We start from the raw sequence: 24,157 nt of genomic DNA, 5'->3' as shown, positions 1-24,157 counted from the left end.
TCGGCCCTGCGGGTGGTCGGGCAAGATGCCACCGGTGGACGACATATCACCGAATTTCCAGTAGCTCCGACAGCGGCAGTCGAGGGGTCGCCACCGGTGGCGCCTCCATCGGCGGTGCGAGGCCGACACGGATCAGCGCCTGAGGTTCACCACGATGATCGATCACACATCGTACAAGCTCGCGGCTTTCATCCAACTCGATCAGATGTGTAAGGGTGCACGTCGCGTACCCCGCCATCGTGCACTCTAGAAGTACTTGAGACAGCGCTTCGCCGCTACGCAACACCGACATTCGCGAATCGTCAGCAGTGGACAAGACCAGAATTCGCGAGGCGTCGAGCTCGTCACTTCGACGCCGATCGACAGTGCTGACGGCGGGAAAATCTCGTCGCACATCGACGCGGAGCGCTTCTGGACCGGTCGCGAGGCTGTCGGGCGGCACCCCTCCATACAGCGCGAACGGAGCTGTCCAACAACGTAGTTCGTTTTCATACCAGGGATCCTCGTGACGCAGTGACGCCGTAAGATGCGACACGCGGGCGAGCTGGGGGCGTGATTCGTCCGAGATCTCATCTAGCCTGACGACGCTGTCTTCAATGGATTCTTCCAGGCGAGGTAGGAAGCGTGACCAATACGCGGGCTGACGGAGTGGAAGTCGGTAGGTGCGGCGTCGAAGCATCGCTCGTTCGTAATTCGGATGGCTATAGCCCGTAGTGTCAGCCCGGCGAAAGTTCAAAATTGCCAGGCGGTCTCGATCGTCAGGGTCGGGAAACCGTTCTGTGGCGGCCTGCCACCCGGCAGCTTCCATGGCAATGCGGGCATGATCGAGCACTGCTCCGCAGCTGATGATTGCTTCGCGACCGGATCGGTCGGCGACACTCACTAGCCGCCGGTGATCGAGATATAGGTGCAGCGCGTGGCCGTCGAAAACCCAGTGCCATGGCTGGCTGTTGTGTATCGAGGGCGCGCGGCTTGCGACCCGCAGCGCGTTCCTGACCACGGCGATGCTCGGTACTCGATCTGACACGACTATCCCTTCGGTTCGCCACCGTCGGTTGGAGGTTACCGATCTGTCGGCCGGTTAACAGGGTCGTAAGACCCCTTTGCCGAGGCGCTCTCGATATCTGCTGCGGGAAAGGGCCTTTGGACCTCCGGAGATAGGGACCACCGCATCGTGACGGGACCGCCAGACGTGCATAACGTCGGTCAGGAGGCGAAGGAGACCGTAATGTCGGCATCCGTGAGCGTCGGGATCGTGGTCGGGGTCGACGACTCACCTGCGTCTGACGCCGCGGTCGGCTGGGCGACCCGCAATGCCATTGAGCGTCGCCTTCCGCTGACGCTGGTCCATGCCATCGTCGCGCGGCGTTGAACGCTGTCACGTCAGCGACCTCCTGAGCGGGTCTTCGTTTCCTGGACGTCCCGGCGTAAGCTAATCGCCAGTGACGGGGGTCGCGGAGGCTACAGCTGGTGACCAGCAATAAGGGCGAATCGACTTTTGGTGAGTCGGGCCCGCATGCGGCGGGAGTCCCCGCCACTGGCCCCTTTGGGACACTGCTTGAATCAAGCGAGCAGACCGAACAGCTGCTGCGCGCGATAACAGGAATCGGTGCACACCTCGACACCCACTCCACGCTGAAAAGCGTCATTACGGAAGCGATGAAGCTGACGGGGTGCCGCTACGGCGCGGTGGCGACCCGTGACGCGGATGAGAACCTGACCGCATTCGTTCACAGCGGCAGGGGCACGGACACACCTACGGGCAAGGGTCTCATCGGCGTCGTGTGGCGTCAGTCGTCACCCATTCGACTCGACGATCTCAGCGCGCACCCGGCTGCGGCCCAGGCTCCGGAGGACTTTCCCGACATGCGCGCCTTCCTAGGTGTTCCAATCACGCTGCAGGGCAACGTATTCAGCGGGTTGTACCTCACCGATGACCGGCCGGGATGGGTGTTCAGCGAGTCCCACGAGGTCGCAGTGCGGATATTCGCATCTGCCGCAGCCGTTGCCATCGATAATGCGCGACTCTTCGAACGCAGCGAACGGCGGGCTGACTGGCTGCTTTCCAGCCGAGGCGTCATCACCGAGCTGCTGCTCGGCGCCCAATCGACCCGTCTGCCTCTCCAGTTGATAGCTACGGAGCTGCAGAAGCTTTCGCACGCCGAACAGGCAATCGTCCTTACTCCGTCTGATGCCGACTTGCCGCCGGAGGAGATCGAAACGCTGATCGTGTCGGCGGCAGTCGGCGTCCACGCCGACGAGGTGATCGGGCAAGAGATACCGGTCGATCGCTCAACAACGGGCCATGTCTTCCGTACCGGGGAGGCACTCATCACCGAGTCGTTCCGATATCCCATTCCCGCGTTCACCGATGCGGGCGAGCGCTCGGCGATAGTCATGCCGCTGCGGTATGAACGAACGGTCAAAGGAGTTATCGCCGTCGCACGCGGCAGAAGCGAAACCCCCTTCGATTCCAGCTATCTCGACCTGGTCGGCGACTTCGCAAGCCACGCCGCTCTCGCCTTGGCATTAGCGGCCAAGGGCGAAAATTCGCGGGAACTATCGATCCTCGCGGATCGAGAACGAATCGCCCACGATTTGCACGACTACGTGATCCAACGGTTGTTCGCCATAGGCCTGGATGTGCAGGGAACCATCGCGCGTGTCCGTTCTCCCGAGCTGGTCGCGCGACTCGACCGCACAATCGACGACCTCCAAACCACAATTGAGGACATTCGGAACACAATCTTCCAATTGCAAACACCGGCAACCGGTGACGGCGGGTTCCGCAGGAAGATTCAACAAACCGTCGCCGACCTGACCGAGAATCGCGAGATCACCACCACGCTGCACATGTCAGGCCCGATGACTGCGGTTGACTCGCAATTGGCCCAACATGCCGAGGCGGTCGTCGCGGAGGCCGTCAGCAATGCTGTCCGACACTCGGGCGCCAAACACTTGAACATCAAGATTGCGGTCGCCGATGATCTTTGCATCGATGTCGTCGACGACGGCTGCGGAATTCCGGAGAAGAACCAGCGGAGAAGCGGTTTGGCGAACTTGCAACGCCGGGCCGAACAGGTAGGCGGTGTCTGCGCGATCAGCACGCCGGCGACTGGCGGGACCGCGATTCACTGGGCCGCTCCCCTGGTTGATTAGCAGCGGCGTCCCGGCGCGTTTCACGCGCCTACGGCCAGCCGCGGGTCGTTCGTCGGCGTAGGCAAGGACTTACGACTCTGTGAGGTGGCGGTGACAGCTCGTACCGTCGATACCGGATCGGGAAGTTAACGAACCTGGCCCCGACGAAGGAAGCGAAATGGTAAGCAAAGAAAGCCATTACGGCATCGTTGTCGGTGTCGATGGATCAGGCGATGCCGATGTCGCGGTCAAATGGGCGGCATGCGAGGCAGCTATGCGCAAGGTGCGCCTCACACTGGTACACGCCATTGCGATGCCGTCTCCGGGGTGGACAAACCAACAGCTTCGCGAACTGTACGAATCTGATGCCGACGCGATACTCGACGACGCGATAACGGACATTCATGACTTCATGGGAGCTGAGGCGCCAACCAATGTCCGCCGACAGGTGTTCTTCTCGCGGCCCGCCTCGGCGCTTGTTGACATGTCGAAAGACGCGGACATGGTTGTCACGGGCGCTCGAGGGCTGGGTGCCATACGCGGCGTGCTTTTGGGATCGGTCAGCAATGCCTTGATCCACCATGCACATTGCCCGGTGGCCGTTCTGGATTGTGATACTTCGCTGTGCGCCCAGACCAAAAGTGCGCCAGTGCTCCTCGGTTTCGATGGATCCGCGGCGTCGGAGTACGCAACTGAGATCGCTTTCGCCGAAGCATCGATGCGCGAAGTCGAGTTGGTTGTATTGCACGCCGTGAACGACATCGACATGTCGCAGCTACGCAGCACGAAATATTCGGCTGGCCTCTGCGATGTCGGCGACATGCTGACTGAACGTCTGGCCGACTATCAGCGGCGTTATCCGCGCGTCCACGTGCAACGGGCGGTTGTGGACGATCGCCCGGCAACCCATCTGGTCAACCTCTCCGCAACCGCTCAGCTTGTCGTCGTCGGCAGCCACGGACGCGGCGGGTTCGCCGGAATGGTGCTTGGTTCGGTCAGTTCCGCCGTCGCGCACGCGTCACGCGCACCGGTATTAGTGGCCCGCGACCAATAGCTTCTTCGTGGCGCCTTCAGGCCGCGTCGTCGACGTCACCCTCGTCATCAGAATGCTGGACATATCCGCCGTCACCAAACCGAAAACTCCAGCGGCCACAGCACCGCTCAACGCCCGCGACAACCGCAGTGAAAGTCAGATGACGACGTCCCAACCCTTTTCGAGCAGCATCTTACTCCGGGGTCACCGACCAGACCCAGCACGATGTGCGGATCGGCGTCGTCCATCGGATTCCTGGGGGCGTCATGCCTGAATCGTTGCATCCCCGCTGTCGTCCGGGCGCGGTGGCAACACCGCGAGCCACGAATCGGCAAGCAGCTCTAGCAGCTGCCCGTCCGGATCGCGGATCATCGCCGACTGGCCAGAGATCGTGTCGGTGACGACCGAACCGCCGAAGTCGTCGACGGTGTCGAGCACCGCGCCGAGATCGGACACCGACAACGACACGTGGGTGAGCCCGATCTGGTCCATCACGCGATCCGATCCGGCGCGCAACACGCGGTGAGAATATGCCAGCAATTCGAGTACCAGTCCATCACGAACGAGGTAGGTCGCGTGCAGCCCGATCGGCTTGTTCAGTTGGAGCAACTGGCCGGTGCCCTCGTCGGGCGGAGCGAGCTCCCACCAGAATCTGAAACCGAGCAGGCCCTCGTAGAAGCGGCGCGAGCGGGCGGTGTCGGCGACGCACAAGCCGACATGATTGAACGCGATTCGCTGACCGGTCATTGCAACCTCCTACGAGCCGCAGCACTACGGGATCTTCAGCGGAAACGGATCATTGGCGAAATCGATCTGCGCAGCCGGGTTGGCGACGGCAGTGGTCATACCGGATCCGAAAGGACCGGACCGGTCGAACAGCGTGGCCGTGCCGACCGCCACTCCGTCGGCAGCCCAATGCGAATCAGCCTGCACCCCAATCCATTCCCCGACCGGCAGCCGCGCCAGTCCCACCGTCAGGTCACCGTTGATGTAGCCGACGCCCCGGGTGCCGAGGTTCGTCACCAGGCTGGTGGCCTCGGCCACCATCACTGCCCTGATGAACTGCGAGTTGGGACACCCGGATACGACATCAATGGGGCTGTTGAAAAAGCGTTTTCGCGAGTCGTTCTGGTGATCTCCTGGCGAACGGCTCCACTCACCCGCGTCACTGTCCACCGCGGTCTGCACGCCGTCGTCGAGCGGAGGCGGGAAGGAGATGTCCGCCGGGGAATTCCACAAGCGACCCGGTGGCGCGGTCGACCGGCGGTACTGCAGCAGGGTGGCCCGGGCAATCGGCCGTCCCTGCTGGGTGACATCGCATTCCGCGCTGCGCACGCGCCTGCCGTCGCGCACCATCCGTACGTTCACCGACGTGGGAACTCCGCGCGCCGCCCGGAACAGATCGACCGTCAGCCGAGTCGGCATGAATTCAGTTGACCCACAGAACTTTTCCAGCGCGTGCGCTGCCAGACCGACGATGGCGGGTCCATTGAGATGGTCGTCGCCCCAGTGACTGCCTGCATAGGGGGTCGGCTCGAACTCGCCGCTCTGCGTTGGGGTGAAGTGTGCGATTGGCGCCACTACTGCGCCCGTAATGCGTTGACTGCCTTGATCAACATGCCGCTCAAGAGATCTTCGGCTTCAGGGTTCCCGGGAAGGACTCCCTCCGACGTGACGGCCACTGTGTCGCTGAGAAAGGCCGCAAAGACGTAAGACTTGGTCGCGCCGTGGGTGGCTTCGGCTACGGATTCCGTGGTCGTCACGCCCTCGATCGGAGGTCCAGGCTGACGGGAGACCGTGGACACCACCAGTCGGCCGCCGATTCGCTGAGTCAGCGCGACTTGCTCGCAGCCCTTGGGGACGACCGCTTTGCCAAGCGGCGACGGAGAACTGACGGCGCCAACCAGGATCGCTCCCCGGCCAACTCCGCCGACCATCGTGTACTGCGCATCCTGTGGCGCTCGAACGGGCTGCAGAACTGACCGGCACAGCGGTGGGTCCACCTTGACGATGTCGCCGACACCGACTGCAAAGAATTTCTCCGCATCCGGGCCCAACGGCGCCACGTCGGTTTTCTGTACGCGTTCGAACCCGGGCGGAAACTGATCCTGCAGCTTGCTGAGTTCACTGATGTCGTAGTAACGCGACTGTCGTGGCGGCACAGGTTTTGGCGAGGGCAGCGAACGCGGCGCCGACGCCGCGTCGGGCGGGCTCACCGGCGTTCCCTCGATGGAGCGCGCGCAGCCGGGTAGCACGCCGGCCAAGGAACTCGCGACGAGGCAAGCGAGCGTGCGGTGCAGCAGATGCGTCACTGGCCAACCGGTTTATTCCAGGTGAAACTGTTGACCGAATTGCCCATCAGCTGCGCGATGATCATGTTGACCGCCGACGGGTGCGACGACGTGCGCGGCGTGAACCTGACCATCGGACCCTCGGCGACCGCGACGAGAGCCAGACCGTTTCGCACCGCGGTCATCACCAGCAGCCGCCCTCGGGTCGACGTGGCGTTGGGGTTCTCGTCGGAGAAGTCGTCCACTTCCCCGTATCCAGGTTCATATCCCACCATCGCGTTCGGAATCTGATAGGCCGTCTTCGCGGTCCGGTACTTCTTCTCAATGTATTGCTCCACGATCTGGCGTGGTGTCCGATTCTCCGCCGGGGTGCCGAACAGCCGGATCTCACCCTCGATACCGTCGAACGTCATCGTTATGCCGTCGTCGGTTTTTGTCACGTCGGCGGCCGGAAGATAGGCGACCGAGAATGCGCCATCCTTCGAGGTGAAGCGCGGATACGTCTGGACCGCAACCGGTCGCTGATCGGGCGGCGTCACGGCCGGTGGTTCGGGGGTGGGCGCCTGCCCCGGTTCACCTCCGACCGGCGGGCCGATCGGCGGCCGGCCACAGTCCGGCGGGCAGGCGTAATGCACCTCGGCCGGCGTTGCCTTGACGGAGATCGCCGAAACTCCTGCGACCGCAACGGCTAACGCCGCACCGACCACCGAGATCAGCACGACCGGCGATGTCGACCGCGGCAGCGGCGCACTGTAAGACCCGGATGGAACGCCATAGCCGGGAAACAAGGCCACCCCCGCCGCGCCCGCGGCCGCCTCGGCGACCGCACGTCTGGCCCGACGCGCCACTCGGCTCGACGCCCGGGAAGCGACGCCGCAATTGGGACAGAATGCCATGTCCGGAACCACGTGGGAGCAGTGAAAGCACAACACCGCCTCGCCGTGTGTCGAGTCCGGCTGCTCGCGCAGCAGGGCCGCATGCACGCCGATGCGCAGCGCCAGCAGGGCTATCGCGGTGACGACCAGGTGCAGTCCCAGCTGAACCGCCGGCGTGAGGCTCGCGATGTCGATGAGACCCAACGCGCCGTAGATGGCGACGACCACCGCTAGTGCGCCCAGCACGGCGCCCAACAGGGGGCCGCGCCGCGGTTGTCCGCGCCGGCTGAACCAGAGGGTAAGTCCGGCCAGGCCTCCCGCGGCGGCCGCGGTGAGCGGCATGGCGAGTCCTTGCACACCGGCCTGCATAAGCAACACGCTCGCCGGCTTGTGATGGGCAACAAGGCCGTTGGACAGCTGAGGCGCTGCGCGAACCGCGACCGCGGCCGCGGTGAAGAAGACCGCAGACCGCGCACCGACGGCATACCCGTCGAGAGACTCACGGCTGGCCGGCCGGTAGATCCGAGCCACGACGGCGGGGACGATCATCAGCAGCGCACCCAGGACCGGGATGCTCAGACCCTGCGCTACTAGCCGCGCACCGCCGTGGCCGACGCCGAGCCCACTGAGGTAGCTAGTCGCCAGAACCGGGCCGGTCAGATACGCCCAGGTCGCCCCCAGCACCAGACCGGCCAACGACGTCAGCGCGACGACCCGTGACCCGAGATCGCCGCGGATGCCGGCCTGCCGAAGATAAGCAACGAACAACGCCGGCACGCCGAAGACGATGAGCGCGACCAGGGCCGCTTGCCAACGCATCAGTGCGACCACGACCAGTACGATCATCAGCAAGCCCAGCGCCATCCGGAAAGCCATTCGCGACCTCGGCGGCAGATGAGGAAACAGGCTGCTGGCCAACGAAAATCGGATTAGTTGCTCGTTGGGTTCGGCGGCGTAGGAGTCGGCCCGCAGCGGGGCGGGTCCGTCGCCGGGCGGACCGAAAAGGTGGGCGCCGCAGAAACCGCAGAATGCCCCGCTGGGCACATCGCTGTGGCACGCCTGGCACTGCAGGATCACCGAATCGCGTTGGGCGGCAGTGCTACTCGCGGTCATTGCCGAGCCCCTTTCTGGATATCGAGGATATCGTGCGCGAGGCTGTCGGTGTCGGGTGTGCCTAGGCCGGTGACCAGGTCGTACCCCGGCACCGCGATGTGCACCGCGTTTCCGCCGGTGACCACGTCGTGAAAGGCGGGTCGGGTTGCGCTGGCAGCGACCTGATAAAGCACCGGGTTGATATTGCCCACCGGCTGTCCGCCGTTGGCAGCGAGGAACTGATTGATCAACACCGTCAACCCAGCCCAGATCGGAGCCGACTGGGAGGTACCGCCGCCTGCCATCCAGTGCCCGTCGATGAGGATGCTGACTCCGCTGTAAGGGTCGGCATCCGCGGCGACGTCAGGAGTCAGACGATGGGTCGAGTCCCAGGCCGAGGACACGGTGCTCTGCCACGAAGGCCGCGGGAACAACCGCGAGACTCCCCCGCCGGTCCCCTGCGACATGGGCGAGTCGAACCAGCTGGCCTCTGATACCCATACGCCATTGGCGTCAGTGCTCAACGTGGTTCCACCGACATCGGTCATAGCGGGCACCGACCCGACGGCGTTGATGCCTTGATCCTTTTCGCCGGGGGGTGTGGACCAATCGCCGTTGAAGTCAGCGCATTCCAGCCCTCCGGAGTCGCCACTGGACATGAAGGCCGATGTGCCGTGGGACTCCGCGATCTGGACTGCCGACTCCACCGGCGCGAGATCGGCTGCAGTGGCCATCCGGTCGCAGCCGATCCCCAGCGATGTGCTCCATACCGCGCCCGGGAATTGCCGGTCGGCAAGCTGATACATCTGGCCCGCCTGCGCGTAACTGGTCGAACCGCCGAAAGCAAGCGCATTGACGACGACCAACTTGGCGTCGGGAACGATGGCATGCACGACTTCGAGGTCCATCTCGGTCTCGCCCAGCACCTTGCCCGGTTGTCCCCCGATGAGCACCGGGGTGAATCGCGGCGAACCCAGTTTGTCGGCCCACTGGTCGAGGTCACCTTGCTTGAAACCGTCGATCTCGAAGAACACGACGGTCTGCCCCTTGCCGGTGAATCCGTCGCGCACCAATGGTTCGGCGTTGTAGGTCCGCAGCAGCGCCGGCGGTTTGAGCCCGCCGCGCGGCACGTCAACGGGGATGTTCGGCGGTAGCGCGCGGTGCATGAGCTGATAGCCCAGGATGGTGCCGAGTTCCCTGACTTCAGCGGTCAGCGACGTCGGAATCGACGGCTGCTGTGCGGCGGCGTAGAAGACCTCGCCACTGCGGCTGCGGTAGTCATGGATCGCCACATCCAACGCCGATCCGAGCGCGGCTGGTGTTCCTTCGATGTACGCCCAGTCGGCGCCCGGCTGCCACTGAAGATCGAGGTGATGCCGCTGCGTCCAACCGGTCAACGCGTCGGGGTGCATCGGATGACGCAGCGAGACCGCCAACGAGATGCCGTCTCGGTGCGCGGGACCCAAGTCCGTGGAAGCGTTAAGCAGCCACGCCATCGGTCCCGCGACCAGATGTGGATTGCGGACGCCGGCCGAGCCGGTCGTCATTGTCAGGGCTACGTACAGCGCGGACACCACCGCCACCGCGCGCAACGCCATTCGGCGCCTCGAACGATTGACACGTACAGCCTGCCAGCACCAGGGTCGAATCACCGCTACTCCTTCGACGATTGATTCCGCGTGAGTGCCGGCCACCGGCAAAACTACTTCACATCGAAACCGGCGTTGTACTGATTCTGCGAATTTTGCTCACGCGCCGCGGTTTACGCTACCGCGAGCCATCACATATGAATCACACAAATTTCGCGAGCAGGCTAACATCAGCCTGGCCTGCTCCCCGCGTGCACCGGAAAGACGAGAGGACCGCAACTTATGATGCATCGACTACCCCGCCGCTTTTGTGTCGCGGGCTGCGTTGCTGCGATTGCGTTGTCGCTGGCCGCCTGTGGCACTCATACGACCGCCGGTAACCCCGTGCAGGCGAAGAAGACCACCGCAGGGCACGGCTCGGATGCCGCGCCAACCAGCCCAGTGCCACCGCCGAAACCGTTGTCTGCCAGCAGCATCAAGAACCTCACCCTGTCCACCGAAGACGTCGACGAGATAGCCGGACTACCGCTGGACGACCGGACCGAATTCGCGTCACCCGGCACGGCGGCGACCGACTACAGCAAGCCCGACTGCGCCCTGGCAATGGGCGTCACCAAAGACGCTCTCGGCGGTGGCGAATTCACCGCCTATCGCGGGATCAAAAACAATGCGACCAAGGGCGACAGCCTCATCGGATCGTTCACGCAGAACGTCGCAACATTCGAAACCTCGGCGAAAGCCAGCGAGCTATTCCACAACGCCTACAGCTCGCTGGGGAAATGCAACGCAACGACAATCAACCTCAATTCTTCTACCACCATCTGGAAGATATTGGCTCCCGGGCCATTCAACGGCGATGTGGTCACCTTCAGCTCACTTCAGCAGAGCGACAAACAACAAAATCTCGGATGGCGTTGCGACCATGAAGTCCGCGTGAAGAACAACGTCATCATCGAGGCGTACCTGTGCGCCTGGGCCAATGGGACCCCGACGGTGACGGCCGCGGTCGACCAGATCAGTGCCCGGATACCACCGCCGGACAAGCCGGCTCCCAAGCCGCCGTCAGACTTCCTCGGCCCGGACAAGATCAAGTCCGTCCTGGTGAGTGTCGCTCAACTCGGCAAGATCTTGGGTGAAAACCTGGGTTCGACGGACAAGTTCTACTATCCGGCGGATCCGATGGACTTAGGCGCCAAGAGCAACTGCAGTCCACTGGTGGGTCCCGATACGACGTCGTTCGGTCTGAATGTCGAATACACCGCATTCCGTGAAGTGGATTCGCGAGAAGACAAAGACAACTGGCAACATATCGTCAATCAGAAGGTTGCCACCTACATGGATGCCCAAGCAGCGGCCGACGCTTTCCAGAACACATTCAAAGGAATTGGCGGCTGTGACGGCGCTCGGGTCCCCACGCCGCAAGCGGATAAGCAGTTCCAGTTGTCTGCCCCGACGATCAACGGCACTGACGCACAGTGGACTTTTATCGAATTGACCAATGGTCAACCGGACACGTGGCGCTGCGCGTTCGATTTGCGGGCGCAGAGCAATGTCTTATTCGTCGCCAAGGTGTGCCAGTACGGCAACCCGGTCGACGTTGTCGCGCAGATCGCCAACCAGATGGGGGATTCAATTCCCAAGTGAGCGCGTTGTTCCGGGGTCCCTCCAGATATCGAGACATGCTGGTCTAGGCCGGATTTAGGCCGATCGCACCGCGGAAAATTTGTGTGCGTGAGGGGTACGTCACCGCGTTACGCTCCCTACCGTACGCACGCGCTCGCAACGTTGAGGGTTGGGATCATAGGAGGCAAGAATCTCGATGAAACGTGGACTTTTAACGCTTGGCTGTGCCGGGCTGGTGGCGATGACGTCGGCAACAACACTCGCCAGTGCCGATTCGTCATCGAGTCGTGTCACGGGCTCAAACATCGACTCCGTGCTTTTGACGGCGGATACCGTCGGCGACATTCTCGGCACTAATCTGCCGGTACAACTCAAGGGCAAGCGGCCGTTGCCGGAAATGCGACTCGACCAGCATCAAGAATGCTCCCCGCTACTCGATCCAGGCACCAAATTCTATGGATCTGATTTGAATTTGTTCCGCATCACGGTGTTCAAGGACGACAAGGATTCGCCCGACTACATCGTGATTCAGACGGTCGCCACCTACCCCGACGCGCAAACGGCGCAAACCGTTTTCACCAAGGGCATCGAAGCGACCGCCGGCTGTAGCTCCGTCGTCCAGGTCACCGATATCGACAGCAAACCGTCCTGGCAGCTCTCGGCGCCCAAGATCACCACCAGCGACGCCAAGTGGCACCAGGGCCAGCTCTACCAAGGCGATCCCGTCGGCTGGAACTGCTATGTGGATATGCACAGCGCTGAGAACTCCATCCTGAAAGCGCAGGTGTGCCAGATGGGAAACGCCGGGCCGGCGGTCAGCCAGATGATGGACCAAATGCTCGGCGGTCTCCCGTCCTGAGTTGAGAAGAAGCCAACCAACAAATCTCGGAATTGACTTCAATGAAAGGGCACACTCAATGAAGCGGGTAAAACTACTCTCCGCCTGCGCGAGCCTCACGGTGCTGGCCGCTGTCGGGTGTTCGCACGACACCACCAAAAACGACGAAGACACCGTTCGTCCCTCGGTGAACAAGCCGGCGCCGACGGCGACGTCGCAGCAGGCCGCAGCGGGCGATCCGACTGCCCCGGCCTCCGCCCCGCCGTCGGCCGCCCCGGGCACGCCACCGCCGCCGCGGATGGTCACCCCTGGCAAGGTCGATTCTCTGCTGCTCCCGCTGGACGAGACCGGCGGAATCATCGGCAGCACTTTGAATTACGAACAGAAGTTCAAGACTCCGCTGCAGCCGTACGCCCTAGGCAACCAGTCGGGTTGCGCGGTGCTGTTCGGGCTCAACACCTCCGCCGTCGGCGGCGAGTTCACCACTTTCCGGGCGCTGCGGCAGCAAGAAAGCAAAGACAACTACACCCACGTAGTCGAGCAGGAGATTGCCTCCTACGCTGACGCCGCGGCCGCGACGGCAGCGTTCCAGAACGCGTTCAAGACGGTTGAGCAGTGCAACAACGTCATCGTGCACAGACCCACCGACAGCGCGGGAACGGCCTGGCAGTTCCAGGTTCAGCCCGGTGACCCGGCCAGCGCGAACTGGCACAACATCGAATTGGCCAACAACAACCCAGATGGCTGGGGATGTGCGCACGGCGCGCGGGTGAAAAACAACGTCATATACGCGGCCAGGGTGTGCCAGCGCGGCGATGCTGGTGCCGCCGTACCCACCATCCTGGAGCGCCTCGGCGACGCCATTCCCGCATAGTCCCGTGGCAGGAAATCGGGGCCGGATCGTGAAACGACCGGCCCCGATTAATGCCTCAGAGCAACCGGCCTCCGTCGATGTCGAAGAAGTGTAGATGTCCCGGCTGCGGACGCACGCGCACCAGAGACCCACGGGACGGCGGGTACCGACCGTCGGCCCGCGCAACGATAGGCTGGGTGAACGCGTTGCCGCCCATGGCTATTCGCCCGTAAAGATAGGCGTCGGCGCCGAGCTCCTCGACCACGTCGATCTGCATCTCGATGCCGTCGGTGCCGATGTCCAAGTGCTCGGGACGAAAGCCCAGCACGAGTTCGTGTGTTTGAGAAGCGATTTCGCGCGGCAACGGAGTCGACCAGTCTCCCAGCGTGACATGGTCGTCGACGACGGGAACCGCAACCAGGTTCATCGCCGGTGAGCCGATGAACTCCGCAACGAACATGTTGATGGGATTACGGTACAGCTCGCGGGGATGTGCGCACTGCTGCAGGACGCCGTCGCGCAATACCGCGACACGGTCACCCATGGTCATCGCCTCGACCTGGTCGTGGGTGACGTAGATGGTCGTGGTGCCGAGCCGGCGTTGCAGGCCGGCGATCTGGTTGCGGGTTTGCACACGAAGCTTCGCGTCCAGGTTGGACAGCGGTTCGTCCATCAAGAAGACCTGAGGGCGGCGAACGATGGCGCGTCCCATCGCAACCCGCTGACGCTGTCCACCGGACAGGTCCTTGGGTTTGCGATCCAAGTACGGCTCGAGGTCAAGCATTCGCGCCGCCTCGTGAACTCGCTCGCGAATCTGGGTTTTCGGAACGCCCGCGATCTTGAGTGCGAAGCCCATGTTCTGCGCGACGGTCATATGGGGGTATAGCGCGTAGTTCTGGAAGACCATCGCTACGTCGCGGTCTTTCGGGTCATCGTGGGTGACGTCGCGGTCGCCGATCACGATGCGTCCGGAGTCGACCGACTCGAGCCCGGCGATCATGCGCAGCGACGTGGTCTTGCCGCATCCAGACGGTCCGACCAGCACGACGAACTCCCCGTCGTCGACATCGAGGTCCAAACAGTCGACCGCCGGGCGGTCCGCCCCGGCAAAGCGCCGGGTTGCTTGCTCGAATCTGACCGAGGCCATTGATTATCCGCCCAGCCCGGTCACCGCGATACCGCGTATGAATGCCCGTTGTGCAAGCGCGTAGACCAACAGCAGCGGCAATAGGATCAGCACCGAGGCGGCCATCAGGATGGGCCATCTGGCGGAGTATTCGCCTTGCATACGAACCAGCCCCAGGGTGAGGGTTGCGATGCTGTTGCGCTGAATCATCAACAACGGCCAGAGGAAGTCGTTCCAGACGTTGACCCATGTGAGCACCGCCAGCACCATCACCGCCGGCTGGGCGTGCGGAAGCAGGATGCGCCAGTAGATCTGCCACGGCGAGCAGCCATCGAGAATCGCAGCTTCTTCCAGTTCGTCGGGCAGGGTGCGGAAGAACTGGCGCATGAGGTAGGTGCCGAATGCGCTGCCGAACAATCCCGGAACGATCATGGCCCACGGTGTGTCGGTCAGCCCGGCGACACGCATCAAGATGAACTGCGGTATCACCGTGACGGTGAGAGGAACCATGAGCGTTCCGAGATATAAAACGAATAACGTCTCCCGGCCCCGAAAGCGCAAGCGTGCGAACGCATATCCGGCCAGGGAGCAGAAGAATACCTGCCCGGCGCTGACGCAGGCGGCGTAGCCGACGGAGTTGGCGAACATCCGCCAGAACGGCATGACCGCGAATACTTCTCGATAGTTGGACCACTGCGGATGTGCCGGAAACAGCGTCGGCATTGTCACCTCGCCGGCCGTCTTCAGCGACCCCGAGATCGCCCAGAGGATCGGGAACAGCGCACAGGCCGCAATCGCTGTCAATACGGCGTACACCACGACTGCGCGAAAGACGGCTGGTCTGAGCACCCGCTCGGTCAGGCCCACGATCGCTCCTCCTGCGCGGCTCGACGGCGACCCAACCGCAACTGCACCACGGTAAGTACCAGCAAGATGGCGAACATCACCCACGCCAGAGCCGACGCGTAACCGAACTCCAAGAAGGCGAAGGCGTGCTGGAACAGCATGATCCCGAGGACGTAGGTCGCCGTCTCGGGCCCCCCGTTGCGTCCGGTGAGAACGTAGACCAGGTCGAATGCCTGGAAGGCGTGGATGATCGAGATGACGACCACGAACGAGATGGCGCTGCGGACCAGCGGCACCGTGATGGACACGAACTGACGTAACTCGCCTGCACCGTCGAGTCGTGCTGCCTCGTATAAGTTTTCCGGCACGCCCTGCATGGCGGCCAACAGGATGACAGTCGCGAAAGGCACACTGCGCCACACGCTCACGATGCACAACGCGGCCATTGCGTACTTCGGGTCGACCAGCCACGGAACTGGTCCGACACCAATCCAGCCAAGGACGATGTTGAGCAGACCGTTGTTGGTGTTGAACACAAATTGCCATACGACGGCCATCACCACCGACGACACCGCCAGCGGCAAGAAGATCAATGTCCGGAATATACCGATGCCTCTAATTTTTCGATTCAGAATTCCGGCTACGCCGAGGCTGATGAGCACTGTGGGGACGACGGTGCCGACGGTGTAGATCACCGTGTTGCTCAGTGCGATAACTAACAGTGGGTCTTTGGCGAAGAGGCTGCGGTAGTTGGCCAGGCCGACGAACGTGGGCGCGCCGAACATGTCCCAGTTGTGAAAGCTCATATACAACGAGAACCCGAGTGGGAAAATCATGAACACCGCGACCGCGGCCAGGTTCGGCGCGACGAAGAGTCGGCCGAATCGCGCGCGGCGCTGAGATGATCCCCGCCTGCGGGGCGCGTCGGTCGGGGTTGCGGTGGTCATTGTCACGGCGCCCGGAGAACCTCGTCGATCTTTGGCGTCAAGCCACCGGTCAGCGCCGTTGCAGGCCGCGTGCCACGCAGCACCGGGCCGAGATCGCGGTCCATCAAGGCCACGATCTTGGGCCACACCGGGGTGATAGGTAAGCCCTCGGCATGGGCCGGGCCGCCGGTCAGCACCGCGATGTTGCTGATCCTGTTGTGCGCCTTGGCAAAGCCGGGCGATCGCACCGCGGACCGTAACGCCGGCACGAAGAGGCCGGTGTCGCCGATCACCGACTGGCCCACTGGGCCGGTGGCGAACTTCACGAATTCCCAGGCCTGTTTTTTACGCGGGCTGGTGGCAGCGATGGCCAACCCGGTGGTGCCGATATTCGAGCGGGCGGCATGGCCTTTCGGACCGGTGGGCAGGATCCCGATGTCGAAGTCAAGGTCTTTCGCCCGCTCGAGCGTCTGGTACCTCCAGTGGCCGCCGAGCGCCATTGCGGCATGACCGGAGGTGAAAAGGTCCGTCTGAGACATCGATTGCGACTCCGACGCGGTAGGTGCAACTCGGTGCTTGATGTTCAGGTCCGCATAGAACTGAATGCCCTCGATGAATGCGGCGTGGTCGAAGTTGAGGTGCGTCGGGTTCATCCGCGGATTCGACCATGGGACACCGTTGTTCATCCCGAAAAGCAAGGCGGAGTAGTAAGGCGCCCAGGTGTCGACAAATCCCCACTGGCGAACGCGACCCGAGCGGTCGCGCTTGGTGAGGGTCTGCGCCGCGTCGAGGAATTCGTCGAAACTCCAAGGCTCGTTCCACCGTCCAGGCGGTGGACGCACCCCGGCCTCGGCAAACAGCTTCTTGTTGTAGTACAGGAAGGTCCCCGACCACTGCTCGGGAAACGCGTACTGCCCTCCGTTGTAACTGAAGGTCTCATACATCGACGGCACACTGTCCGCTCGGAGTTCGGTGGCGAAGGCTTTGTCGTCTGCGAGCATGGTGTTGAGGTCGAGCAGCACTCCCCGTTCGGCTAGCGCCGAATAAGTGAATTCCCAGGCCATCAGCACGTCCGGGCATTTGCCACCCGCACAGTAGATCGACACGTGCTGCAGGGCGTCGGAACCCGACAACAGCGTTCGCACTTTGATGTCGGGATGCCTGCGCCGGAAGGCGTCGACCACGCGCAGCCGGGCATCGGCTTCTTCGGGGTTGGCCGCGAAGAAGAAGGTCAACGTGTCGTCGTCGCCCGAAGCGCATCCGGTGGGTAGCAACGTAACCGTCGCTGCCCCGAGCGCGCCGGCGCCGCGTAACAAGGTCCGCCGATCGATGAGTCGATCACGGCCGAGGCTGGTGTCCGTGGTGTGTCTCCCAGTGATGGATACGTGGTTTCTTCGTAGCCGACTCGGCTGTGGCATTGCTGGGTGCGCCGCATCACTGCGGGAAATAGCGGACCCGCGCGATACCGCTGTCCCGCCGAGCAGCCTCGGCGAACAACACTCCGCGGTGTGACGTCGAAACGACCGATGCGGCGACAGCCCGCCCCGCGGCGATCAGCTTAGTCGTCAACGCTCCGGGACATCGCGCGGTGAGCTCAGCGAGATCGGCGGCCTCGTCGTCACCGAAAGTGATTGTCGCATCAGCCGACAATGCCTTGAGTGCACCGAATGTGTCACCGCGTCCCACCGCGTTCACGAATGTGTCGACCACTGTTTTCTGCCGTGCCCCCGCGCGACGAAAGCCGGTCACAAATCCGGCGGTGCCGCGCAGCCGTTGGTTGCGGATCAAACCCCGGGACAGCTGGACACCAACGGGCAGAGCAGCGAGCCCGTTCTGAAGGAACTGCCGCATCATCGCCGGCAGCTCCCAGTAGGCACGCAATGTCGCGATCTTCCACTCGTCGTCGACCTGACGCAGGTCGTAACGCAGGACGGCGGGAATCATCATGGTGACCGCCGGACCCATCGCCACTTCGAGTGTGAGGTCGCGGATCACCGAAGTGCCTCGTGCGACGTCCAGGTCGCGATGAAAGACGATGTCGCGGGGCCCGATGAAGGTGTCATAGAACCGGCCGATCTCTGTGGGTCCAGTGTGGGGCCGCGAACCCACCGGGTCCTCGACAGCGCCGTCGTGAGCGAAAAGTCGCACCCACGCCTGACGGTCATGAGCCGCGGCGGCCCGCGGCGACCGCTCAACCGCGGCGAGTAACTCCGACGCAGACGCGCTCGTCATCGGCCTTGCACGATCTCGACTCCCGCGTTGCGCAGCTGCTCGAGAGCCGCGGACGTGGACTGCTCCCCCACCCCGGCGGTTAAATCGACCAGCACTCGCGTCGGCCAGCCTTGTGCCGCAGCGTCTTCGGCGGTCTGGCGTACGCAGTGTTCGGTGGCGATGCCGACCACGTCGACCTGCTCGACGCCGTGCTCTTGAAGCCAGTCGGCCAACGGCTTTCCGTGCTCGTCGTGCCCGGTGAATCCGCTATATCCGGCGTCGTATTCCCCTTTTCGAAAGATTGCCTCAAACCGGCCGGGATCGAGATCGGCGTGAAATTGCGCGCCAACCGTTCCCGCGCGACAGTGCGGCGGCCACGACGACACATAATCTGGATGATCGGAAAAGTGGTTGCCGGGATCGATGTGGAAGTCTTGCGTCGCGACGACATGCCCGTAGTCCGGACTGCCGGCCAGGTATCTGTCGATCGCGCCCGCCAGCGCCGCCCCGCCGGCGACTGCCAACGAACCGCCTTCGCAAAAATCTTTCTGAACGTCGACGACGATCAGCGCGCGCATGAGACCACGTTATCGCCGGCAACGCCGGAGCCCTGATGGTCGCGAAGATTCGGCTGGGTAGGATCGGCAAGGTTAACGCCGCTAGCTGCGCGTTGCGTCAGGTAGTTCGTCAAACTATAGTCCAGACACGTGTCCAGAAAGCTCGTTGACGCCTCGCCCGAACCTCTCATCGTGCTCATTCTCGGCACCTTCACACCGGATCGGGCGTGAATATGCGGATTGCGTTGCTGTCGTATCGCAGCAAGCCGCACTGCGGTGGTCAGGGAGTCTACGTCCGCCATCTGAGCCGGAGCCTGGTTGACCTAGGCCACCACGTCGAGGTGTTCTCCGGCCAGCCCTACCCCGAGGAACTCGACCCGCGAGTAGTGCTGACCGAGGTACCGAGCCTGGATATGTATCGCGAGCCGGACCCTTTCCGCATTCCCCACCCGCGGGAGATCCGGGATCGAATCGACGTCCTCGAGCTGGCCGGGGTGTGGACTGCCGGCTTCCCCGAGCCGCGCACGTTCAGCCTGCGGGCCGCGCGCCTGCTGGCCGATCGGCTGGATGACTTCGACGTCGTGCATGACAACCAGAGCTTGGGCGTGGGATTGCTGAAGATCGCCGCCGCCGGGCTTCCCGTGGTCGCGACCGTGCACCATCCGATCACCCGTGACCGAGTAGTGGACCTGGCCGCGGCACGTTGGTGGCGTAAGCCGTCGGTGCGCCGGTGGTACGGCTTCCTGGCCATGCAAGAGCGGGTGGCTCGCCGCATCCCTGAATTGCTGACCGTCTCGTCGTCGTCGGCGACCGATATCACCACCGACTTCGGTGTCGACCCGGATCAACTGCATGTGGTGCCCCTGGGCGTCGAGACCGATGTCTTCGCGCCGTCGGCGACGCCGCGGGTTGCCGGCCGGATCATGGCGATTGCCAGCGCGGACGTGCCCCTCAAAGGTGTCGGCCACTTGTTGCAGGCGATTGCCAAGTTGCGTCACCACTACGACTTGGAGCTGCAGCTGGTCGCCAGGCTCGAACCGAACGGTCCGACCGAGAAGCTGATCGCCGAGCTCGGCATCTCCGATATCGTGCACATCTCCAGCGGGCTGTCCGACGCCGAATTGGCGCGTCTGTTCGCTTCGGCCGAGATTGCTTGCATCCCCTCGCTTTACGAAGGCTTTTCACTCCCGGCGGTGGAAGCAATGGCCAGTGGGACACCGATCGTGGCCAGTCGCGCCGGCGCGCTGCCGGAAGTGCTGGGCACCGATGGCGTCTGCGCCCGGCTCGTTCCGCCCGGCGACGTCGAGGCCCTCACCCGAGTCGTCGGTGAGCTGCTGGACTCTCCCGAACAGCTGAAGCGGTTGGGCTTGGCCGGTCGGCGCCGCGCGGTCGAGGTGTTCAGCTGGGAATCGGTGGCCGCCCAGACCGTGCGGGTCTATGAGAAGGCCATCGCGCGCAGTTCCCCGGTCGACGGCACCACGGTGGGCGAACGGTGCTGACAGTCGATTTCGACCGACTTGGGATCGGTCCCGGCAACACCGTGATCGACGTAGGCTGCGGCGCCGGTCGGCACAGCTTCGAGGCGTATCGGCGTGGCGCGCAGGTCGTAGCTTTCGACCAGAACGCCGCGGAACTCGCCGACGTCGACACGATGTTTCGCGGTATGGCCGACGCCGGAGAGGTGCCGTCATCTGCTCACGCGGCAACCGTCGTCGGGGATGCGCGGGCGCTGCCCTACCCTGACCAGACCTTCGATTGCGTTATTGCATCCGAGATCCTCGAACACATTCCGGCCGACGACGCTGTGATCGCCGAATTGATTCGGGTACTCAAAGTCGGCGGAAAGCTGGCGGTCACAGTGCCCAGGTGGCTACCCGAACGGGTCTGCTGGCTGCTGTCCGACGAATACCACGCCAACGAGGGTGGACACATCCGGATCTACCGAGCGGATCAGCTGCGAAGCAAGATCACCGGCCGTGGCATGACGTTCACCCACACCCACCACTCGCACGCGTTGCACGCACCGTTCTGGTGGCTGAAATGTGCGGTGGGCGTCGAGAAACCGGATCATCCGGCTGTCGCGGCCTACCACAAATTGCTGGTCTGGGACATGATGCGGCGACCGCTGCTGACCCGGCTCGCCGAATCGACCCTCAACCCGTTGATCGGTAAAAGCGTCGCGTTGTACTTCGAGAAACCGGTACCCGCCGTTGAGCTGGTCTGAAGCTCCGGGCGTCGTCGGCGTCCTGTCCCCCGAGCAGTCCCGGCAGACGGCTGAATCCATTGCCGCGCTGCAGTATTCGTCTGGCGAGATTCCCTGGTCCGACGGGGGCCACACCGACCCGTGGGACCACGTGGAATGTGCGATGGCCCTCACGGCAGCGGGTCTGCTGAAACCAGCCCGGCGTGCCTTCGACTGGTGCCGCAACCAGCAACGTGCGGACGGCTCGTGGCCGATTCAGTTGCGCGCGGGCGTGATCGAGGACGCCAACAGCGACAGCAATTTCTGCGCGTACGTCGCGGTCGGCGTCTGGCATCACGTGTTGGTCACCGGCGACCGGACGTTTGCTTGCGCGATGTGGCCGACCGTACGCGCCGCCATCGACTTCGTGTTGGACCTACAACTCGAGGGTGGCGAAATTTGTTGGGCCCGCAGTAGTTCGGGACCACTGACCGAGGCCCTGTTGACGGGCTGTGCCAGCATCTTCCACAGCATCCGGTGTGCGCTGGCATTGGCCAACGTGGTGGACGAGCCGCAACCCGAGTGGGAGGTCGCGCTGGGCCGTTTGGGACATGCGATCGCGGTCCATCCTTCGGCGTTCACCGAAAAGCCGCATCATTCGATGGACTGGTACTACCCCATCCTGGGCGGTGCGCTGCGGGGTCCTGCGGCGACGGCCCGGATCGCCGATCGGTGGGACGATTTCGTCGTCGACGGCCTGGGCATCAGGTGCGTGGACGACCGGCCTTGGGTGACCGGAGCGGAGACGTGCGAATTGGTGCTGGCCCTCGACGCCATGGGTGACCGGAAAGCAGCCCTGACCCAGTTCGCCGCGATGCAACATCTTCGCGAGAAGGACGGTTCTTACTGGACCGGCCTGGTGTTCAGCGACGGGAAGCGGTGGCCCGTCGAGCGCACTACCTGGACCGGTGCGGCGGTGATTCTGGCGGCCGACGCACTGTCGTCGACCACCCCGGGCAGCGGCATTTTCCGCGGCACCGACCTGCCGCGCGGCCTCGAGGGCGACTATGACTGCGAGTGCGCTGCCAGCCCGTCGGATCGTTAGACCGCGGCCCCGGCGTCCCCTGCGGTGCGCTCCAGCACTCGCATCGACCCAATTGCCACTTTCTCGGTGAATGCGCCGCTTTCCACTGCGCGGCAATAGATCTCGTACGGCGGCCGGCCGCCGTCGCGGGGATCGGGAAACACGTCGTGGATGATCAGTGCGCCGCCGGCACCCACCCACTTGGCCCAGCCGTCGTAGTCCTCGCGGGCCGCCTCCTCGCTGTGACCACCATCGATGAACAGCAGCTGCAGCGGCGTGCGCCAACCCCGCGCCACCACGGGCGATTTACCGACGACGGCCACCACGTTGTCGTCCAGCCCCGCTTCGTCAAGCGTGTGCCGCAACGTCGGCAACGTGTCGAAGCGTCCGGTCACCGGGTCTACCAGCGAGGTGTCGTGATACTCCCATCCGGGCTGGTGTTCCTCCGAGCCGTGGTGATGGTCGACGGTGTACAGCACGCTGTCGCGCACCCGTGCGGCCGCGCCCAGCAAAACCGTCGACTTGCCGCAATAGGTCCCGATTTCGACGCCGATGCCGTGGTCGAGGTAGCTCATGGCCGCATCGTGTAAGGCTTGCCCCTCGTCAGCAGGCATGAAGCCGGTCACTCGGTCGGCAAGCGCGAACAACCGGCTGGTCAGATCGTCGTCTGCGGCGTGCTTTGGGAAGGTTGTCATCTCCTGCACGGTAACGCATCCGGTTGCTGCACTCGGACCGGTGTAGTAGTGTCCGGACACGTGTCCAACCCGGTAGCTCGGGAATCGACCAGACGCCGCCTGACCGCCAAGCAAGCCGACACCGTCGAGCGGCTGGGCAACGCCGCGATGTGTGTGTTGAGTCGAGAAGGCTTTTCCGGCTTGACAATTCGTATGGTCGCAGCGGAAGCCGGCGTCGGGGCGGCCACCGCGTACACCTACTTCTCGTCGAAAGAGCACCTCGTCGCGGAGGTGTTTTGGCGGCGGCTGGCGTCCACTCCCGCCGAGTCCGCCGGTTCACCGGATCGGCTGGCGCGCGTCATCGTGGTGTTGCGCCAGATCGCGCTGTTGGTCGCGGACGAACCCGCGCTAGCCGGCGCGGTGACCAATGCATTACTCAGTCAAGATCCCGAAGTCGAGCATCTGCGGCTACGCATCGGCCGTGAGATACACCAGCGCCTGGTTACTGCATTAGGTGACGCGAATGATCCTGAGCTGGTCGAATCGCTCGAGCTGCTGTACGCCGGCGCGCTGGTGCGTGCGGGCATGGGATATGCGTCCTACGCCGAGATCGCCGATCGGTTGGAGACATCCGCGCGACTTCTGTTGGCCGAGCAGCCCTAGCAACGCGTCGTGGACTGGCATGATCAACGCCCATGGACGTCATAAATCACCCCGAACGCGACCAGGCCTGGGACGCGGCGCAACGCGGCGGTGAGACCGAAACCCAACGCTTGGACCGTAATTGGGTGAGCCTGCTGCAAGAGCTTCGTGTTGTGCAGACGGGCGTCCAGCTGCTCACCGGCTTCCTGTTGACGCTGCCGTTTCAGCCTCGCTTCGATGGGTTGAACACCACCATGCGGGTGATTTATCTCGTCACGGTGGGCTCTTCGGTCGCCGCCACGGTATTGCTGGAAGCACCGGTTGCGCTGCACCGATTGTTGTTCCGGCGGCACCGAACTGTGTTCGTGGTGTCCGCGGCGCACCGATTCGCCTTCGCGGGACTGTTGCTGATGGGCACGGCTCTCACGGGCGTTACGGTGATCATCTTCGGAGCCGTGGCCGGACCGATCGCCGGCGCGATCGCCGGAGCCTGTGCGGTCGCGGGTCAGCTCGGTTTTTGGGTGTTGTTCCCGCTCGCAGCACGGCACGAGGCCCTTCCTCCAGACTCGTGAGCTGC

24 protein-coding genes are annotated in these 24,157 nt (G+C 63.5%); 11 read left to right on the top strand and 13 right to left on the bottom strand.

The window, feature by feature from the left end:
• Nucleotides 1–46 precede the first annotated feature (46 nt).
• Nucleotides 47–1,000 (bottom strand): Acg family FMN-binding oxidoreductase, encoded by a 954-nt coding sequence (locus tag MKK62_RS21670; protein ID WP_350355735.1) that lies wholly within the window; start codon nt 998–1,000, stop codon nt 47–49.
• Between the two features lie 228 nt (nt 1,001–1,228).
• Between MKK62_RS21670 and MKK62_RS21665 the strand changes: the two genes are divergently transcribed.
• The 3 genes from MKK62_RS21665 (at nt 1,229) to MKK62_RS21655 (ending at nt 4,192) form a co-directional block, all read left to right on the top strand.
• The gene (locus MKK62_RS21665) at nt 1,229–1,372 is read left to right on the top strand and encodes a universal stress protein (protein WP_286670871.1); all 144 of its coding nucleotides are present in this window, start codon (nt 1,229–1,231) and stop codon (nt 1,370–1,372) included.
• Between the two features lie 182 nt (nt 1,373–1,554).
• Nucleotides 1,555–3,159 (top strand): sensor histidine kinase, encoded by a 1,605-nt coding sequence (locus tag MKK62_RS21660; protein ID WP_434085110.1) that lies wholly within the window; start codon nt 1,555–1,557, stop codon nt 3,157–3,159.
• Between the two features lie 157 nt (nt 3,160–3,316).
• Nucleotides 3,317–4,192, top strand: a complete 876-nt coding sequence (locus MKK62_RS21655; RefSeq protein WP_240257919.1) for a universal stress protein — start codon at nt 3,317–3,319, stop codon at nt 4,190–4,192.
• A gap of 243 nt (nt 4,193–4,435) precedes the next feature.
• Here the strand turns inward: MKK62_RS21655 and MKK62_RS21650 are convergent, their stop codons facing one another.
• From MKK62_RS21650 to MKK62_RS21630, 5 genes are all read right to left on the bottom strand, one after another.
• Nucleotides 4,436–4,918 (bottom strand): VOC family protein, encoded by a 483-nt coding sequence (locus MKK62_RS21650; protein ID WP_240257920.1) that lies wholly within the window; start codon nt 4,916–4,918, stop codon nt 4,436–4,438.
• 24 nt (nt 4,919–4,942) lie between these two features.
• On the bottom strand, nt 4,943–5,752 hold the full coding sequence (locus MKK62_RS21645) for an acyl-CoA thioesterase domain-containing protein (protein ID WP_240257921.1): 810 nt from the start codon (nt 5,750–5,752) through the stop codon (nt 4,943–4,945).
• Nucleotides 5,752–6,387: a DUF5642 family protein gene (locus MKK62_RS21640; RefSeq protein ID WP_240257922.1), complete on the bottom strand. Its 636-nt coding sequence runs from the start codon at nt 6,385–6,387 to the stop codon at nt 5,752–5,754. Before MKK62_RS21640 ends, MKK62_RS21645 begins: the two co-directional genes overlap by 1 nt.
• Before the next feature lie 92 nt (nt 6,388–6,479).
• On the bottom strand, nt 6,480–8,450 hold the full coding sequence (locus MKK62_RS21635) for a zinc ribbon domain-containing protein (RefSeq protein WP_240257923.1): 1,971 nt from the start codon (nt 8,448–8,450) through the stop codon (nt 6,480–6,482).
• Nucleotides 8,447–10,027 (bottom strand): S53 family peptidase, encoded by a 1,581-nt coding sequence (locus tag MKK62_RS21630; protein ID WP_240257924.1) that lies wholly within the window; start codon nt 10,025–10,027, stop codon nt 8,447–8,449. The genes MKK62_RS21635 and MKK62_RS21630 overlap by 4 nt, the downstream gene beginning before the upstream one ends.
• 273 nt (nt 10,028–10,300) lie before the next feature.
• On the opposite strand from MKK62_RS21630, the gene MKK62_RS21625 reads away from it, so the two are divergent.
• The 3 genes from MKK62_RS21625 (at nt 10,301) to MKK62_RS21615 (ending at nt 13,353) form a co-directional block, all read left to right on the top strand.
• Nucleotides 10,301–11,662, top strand: a complete 1,362-nt coding sequence (locus MKK62_RS21625; protein WP_350355734.1) for a sensor domain-containing protein — start codon at nt 10,301–10,303, stop codon at nt 11,660–11,662.
• A gap of 175 nt (nt 11,663–11,837) precedes the next feature.
• Nucleotides 11,838–12,500 (top strand): sensor domain-containing protein, encoded by a 663-nt coding sequence (locus tag MKK62_RS21620; protein ID WP_240257925.1) that lies wholly within the window; start codon nt 11,838–11,840, stop codon nt 12,498–12,500.
• 58 nt (nt 12,501–12,558) lie between these two features.
• A complete protein-coding gene (locus MKK62_RS21615; protein ID WP_240257926.1) occupies nt 12,559–13,353 on the top strand; it encodes a sensor domain-containing protein in 795 nt (264 codons plus the stop codon).
• A 55-nt stretch (nt 13,354–13,408) separates the two neighbouring features.
• Here MKK62_RS21615 and MKK62_RS21610 read toward each other — a convergent pair whose 3' ends face one another.
• From MKK62_RS21610 to MKK62_RS21585, 6 genes are all read right to left on the bottom strand, one after another.
• Nucleotides 13,409–14,479 carry an ABC transporter ATP-binding protein gene (locus tag MKK62_RS21610; protein WP_240257927.1) on the bottom strand — a complete coding sequence of 357 codons (1,071 nt, stop codon included), beginning with the start codon at nt 14,477–14,479 and terminating at the stop codon, nt 13,409–13,411.
• Nucleotides 14,480–14,482: 3 nt separating this feature from the next.
• A complete protein-coding gene (locus MKK62_RS21605) occupies nt 14,483–15,325 on the bottom strand; it encodes a carbohydrate ABC transporter permease (RefSeq protein ID WP_240257928.1) in 843 nt (280 codons plus the stop codon).
• Nucleotides 15,316–16,251, bottom strand: coding sequence for a carbohydrate ABC transporter permease (locus MKK62_RS21600; RefSeq protein WP_240264004.1), 936 nt, complete (start codon nt 16,249–16,251; stop codon nt 15,316–15,318). The genes MKK62_RS21605 and MKK62_RS21600 overlap by 10 nt, the downstream gene beginning before the upstream one ends.
• Before the next feature lie 2 nt (nt 16,252–16,253).
• On the bottom strand, nt 16,254–17,561 hold the full coding sequence (locus tag MKK62_RS21595; protein ID WP_240264005.1) for an ABC transporter substrate-binding protein: 1,308 nt from the start codon (nt 17,559–17,561) through the stop codon (nt 16,254–16,256).
• 103 nt (nt 17,562–17,664) lie between these two features.
• On the bottom strand, nt 17,665–18,462 hold the full coding sequence (locus MKK62_RS21590) for a ketosteroid isomerase family protein (RefSeq protein WP_240257929.1): 798 nt from the start codon (nt 18,460–18,462) through the stop codon (nt 17,665–17,667).
• Nucleotides 18,459–19,019 (bottom strand): isochorismatase family protein, encoded by a 561-nt coding sequence (locus MKK62_RS21585; protein ID WP_240257930.1) that lies wholly within the window; start codon nt 19,017–19,019, stop codon nt 18,459–18,461. Before MKK62_RS21585 ends, MKK62_RS21590 begins: the two co-directional genes overlap by 4 nt.
• A gap of 212 nt (nt 19,020–19,231) precedes the next feature.
• Here MKK62_RS21585 and manT point away from each other — a divergent pair, with 212 nt between their 5' ends.
• The 3 genes from manT to mmpH are packed head-to-tail and all read left to right on the top strand — an operon-like array spanning nt 19,232 to nt 22,285.
• Complete coding sequence (manT, locus tag MKK62_RS21580) at nt 19,232–20,497, top strand: MMP alpha-(1->4)-mannosyltransferase (protein ID WP_240264006.1); 1,266 nt, start codon at nt 19,232–19,234, stop codon at nt 20,495–20,497.
• The gene (locus MKK62_RS21575; protein WP_240257931.1) at nt 20,491–21,222 is read left to right on the top strand and encodes a class I SAM-dependent methyltransferase; all 732 of its coding nucleotides are present in this window, start codon (nt 20,491–20,493) and stop codon (nt 21,220–21,222) included. The genes manT and MKK62_RS21575 overlap by 7 nt, the downstream gene beginning before the upstream one ends.
• Complete coding sequence (gene mmpH, locus MKK62_RS21570; protein ID WP_240257932.1) at nt 21,209–22,285, top strand: MMP endo-(1,4)-3-O-methyl-alpha-D-mannosidase; 1,077 nt, start codon at nt 21,209–21,211, stop codon at nt 22,283–22,285. Before MKK62_RS21575 ends, mmpH begins: the two co-directional genes overlap by 14 nt.
• Here mmpH and MKK62_RS21565 read toward each other — a convergent pair.
• Nucleotides 22,282–22,959, bottom strand: coding sequence for a class I SAM-dependent methyltransferase (locus tag MKK62_RS21565; RefSeq protein WP_240257933.1), 678 nt, complete (start codon nt 22,957–22,959; stop codon nt 22,282–22,284). The two genes, mmpH and MKK62_RS21565, sit on opposite strands and share 4 nt — an antisense overlap.
• Before the next feature lie 60 nt (nt 22,960–23,019).
• Between MKK62_RS21565 and MKK62_RS21560 the strand changes: the two genes are divergently transcribed.
• Both MKK62_RS21560 and MKK62_RS21555 read left to right on the top strand, forming a co-directional pair.
• Entirely contained in the window at nt 23,020–23,601 is a 582-nt protein-coding gene (locus MKK62_RS21560; protein WP_240257934.1) for a TetR/AcrR family transcriptional regulator, read from the top strand.
• A gap of 32 nt (nt 23,602–23,633) precedes the next feature.
• Nucleotides 23,634–24,152 carry a DUF6328 family protein gene (locus MKK62_RS21555; RefSeq protein WP_240257935.1) on the top strand — a complete coding sequence of 173 codons (519 nt, stop codon included), beginning with the start codon at nt 23,634–23,636 and terminating at the stop codon, nt 24,150–24,152.
• Nucleotides 24,153–24,157 lie beyond the last annotated feature (5 nt).

Source organism: Mycobacterium paraterrae (assembly GCF_022430545.2).
GTDB classification, from domain to species: Bacteria; Actinomycetota; Actinomycetes; order Mycobacteriales; family Mycobacteriaceae; genus Mycobacterium; species Mycobacterium paraterrae.
The sequence above is the reverse complement of the archived record's forward strand: the minus strand, read 5'-3'. Positions and strand labels throughout refer to the sequence as shown.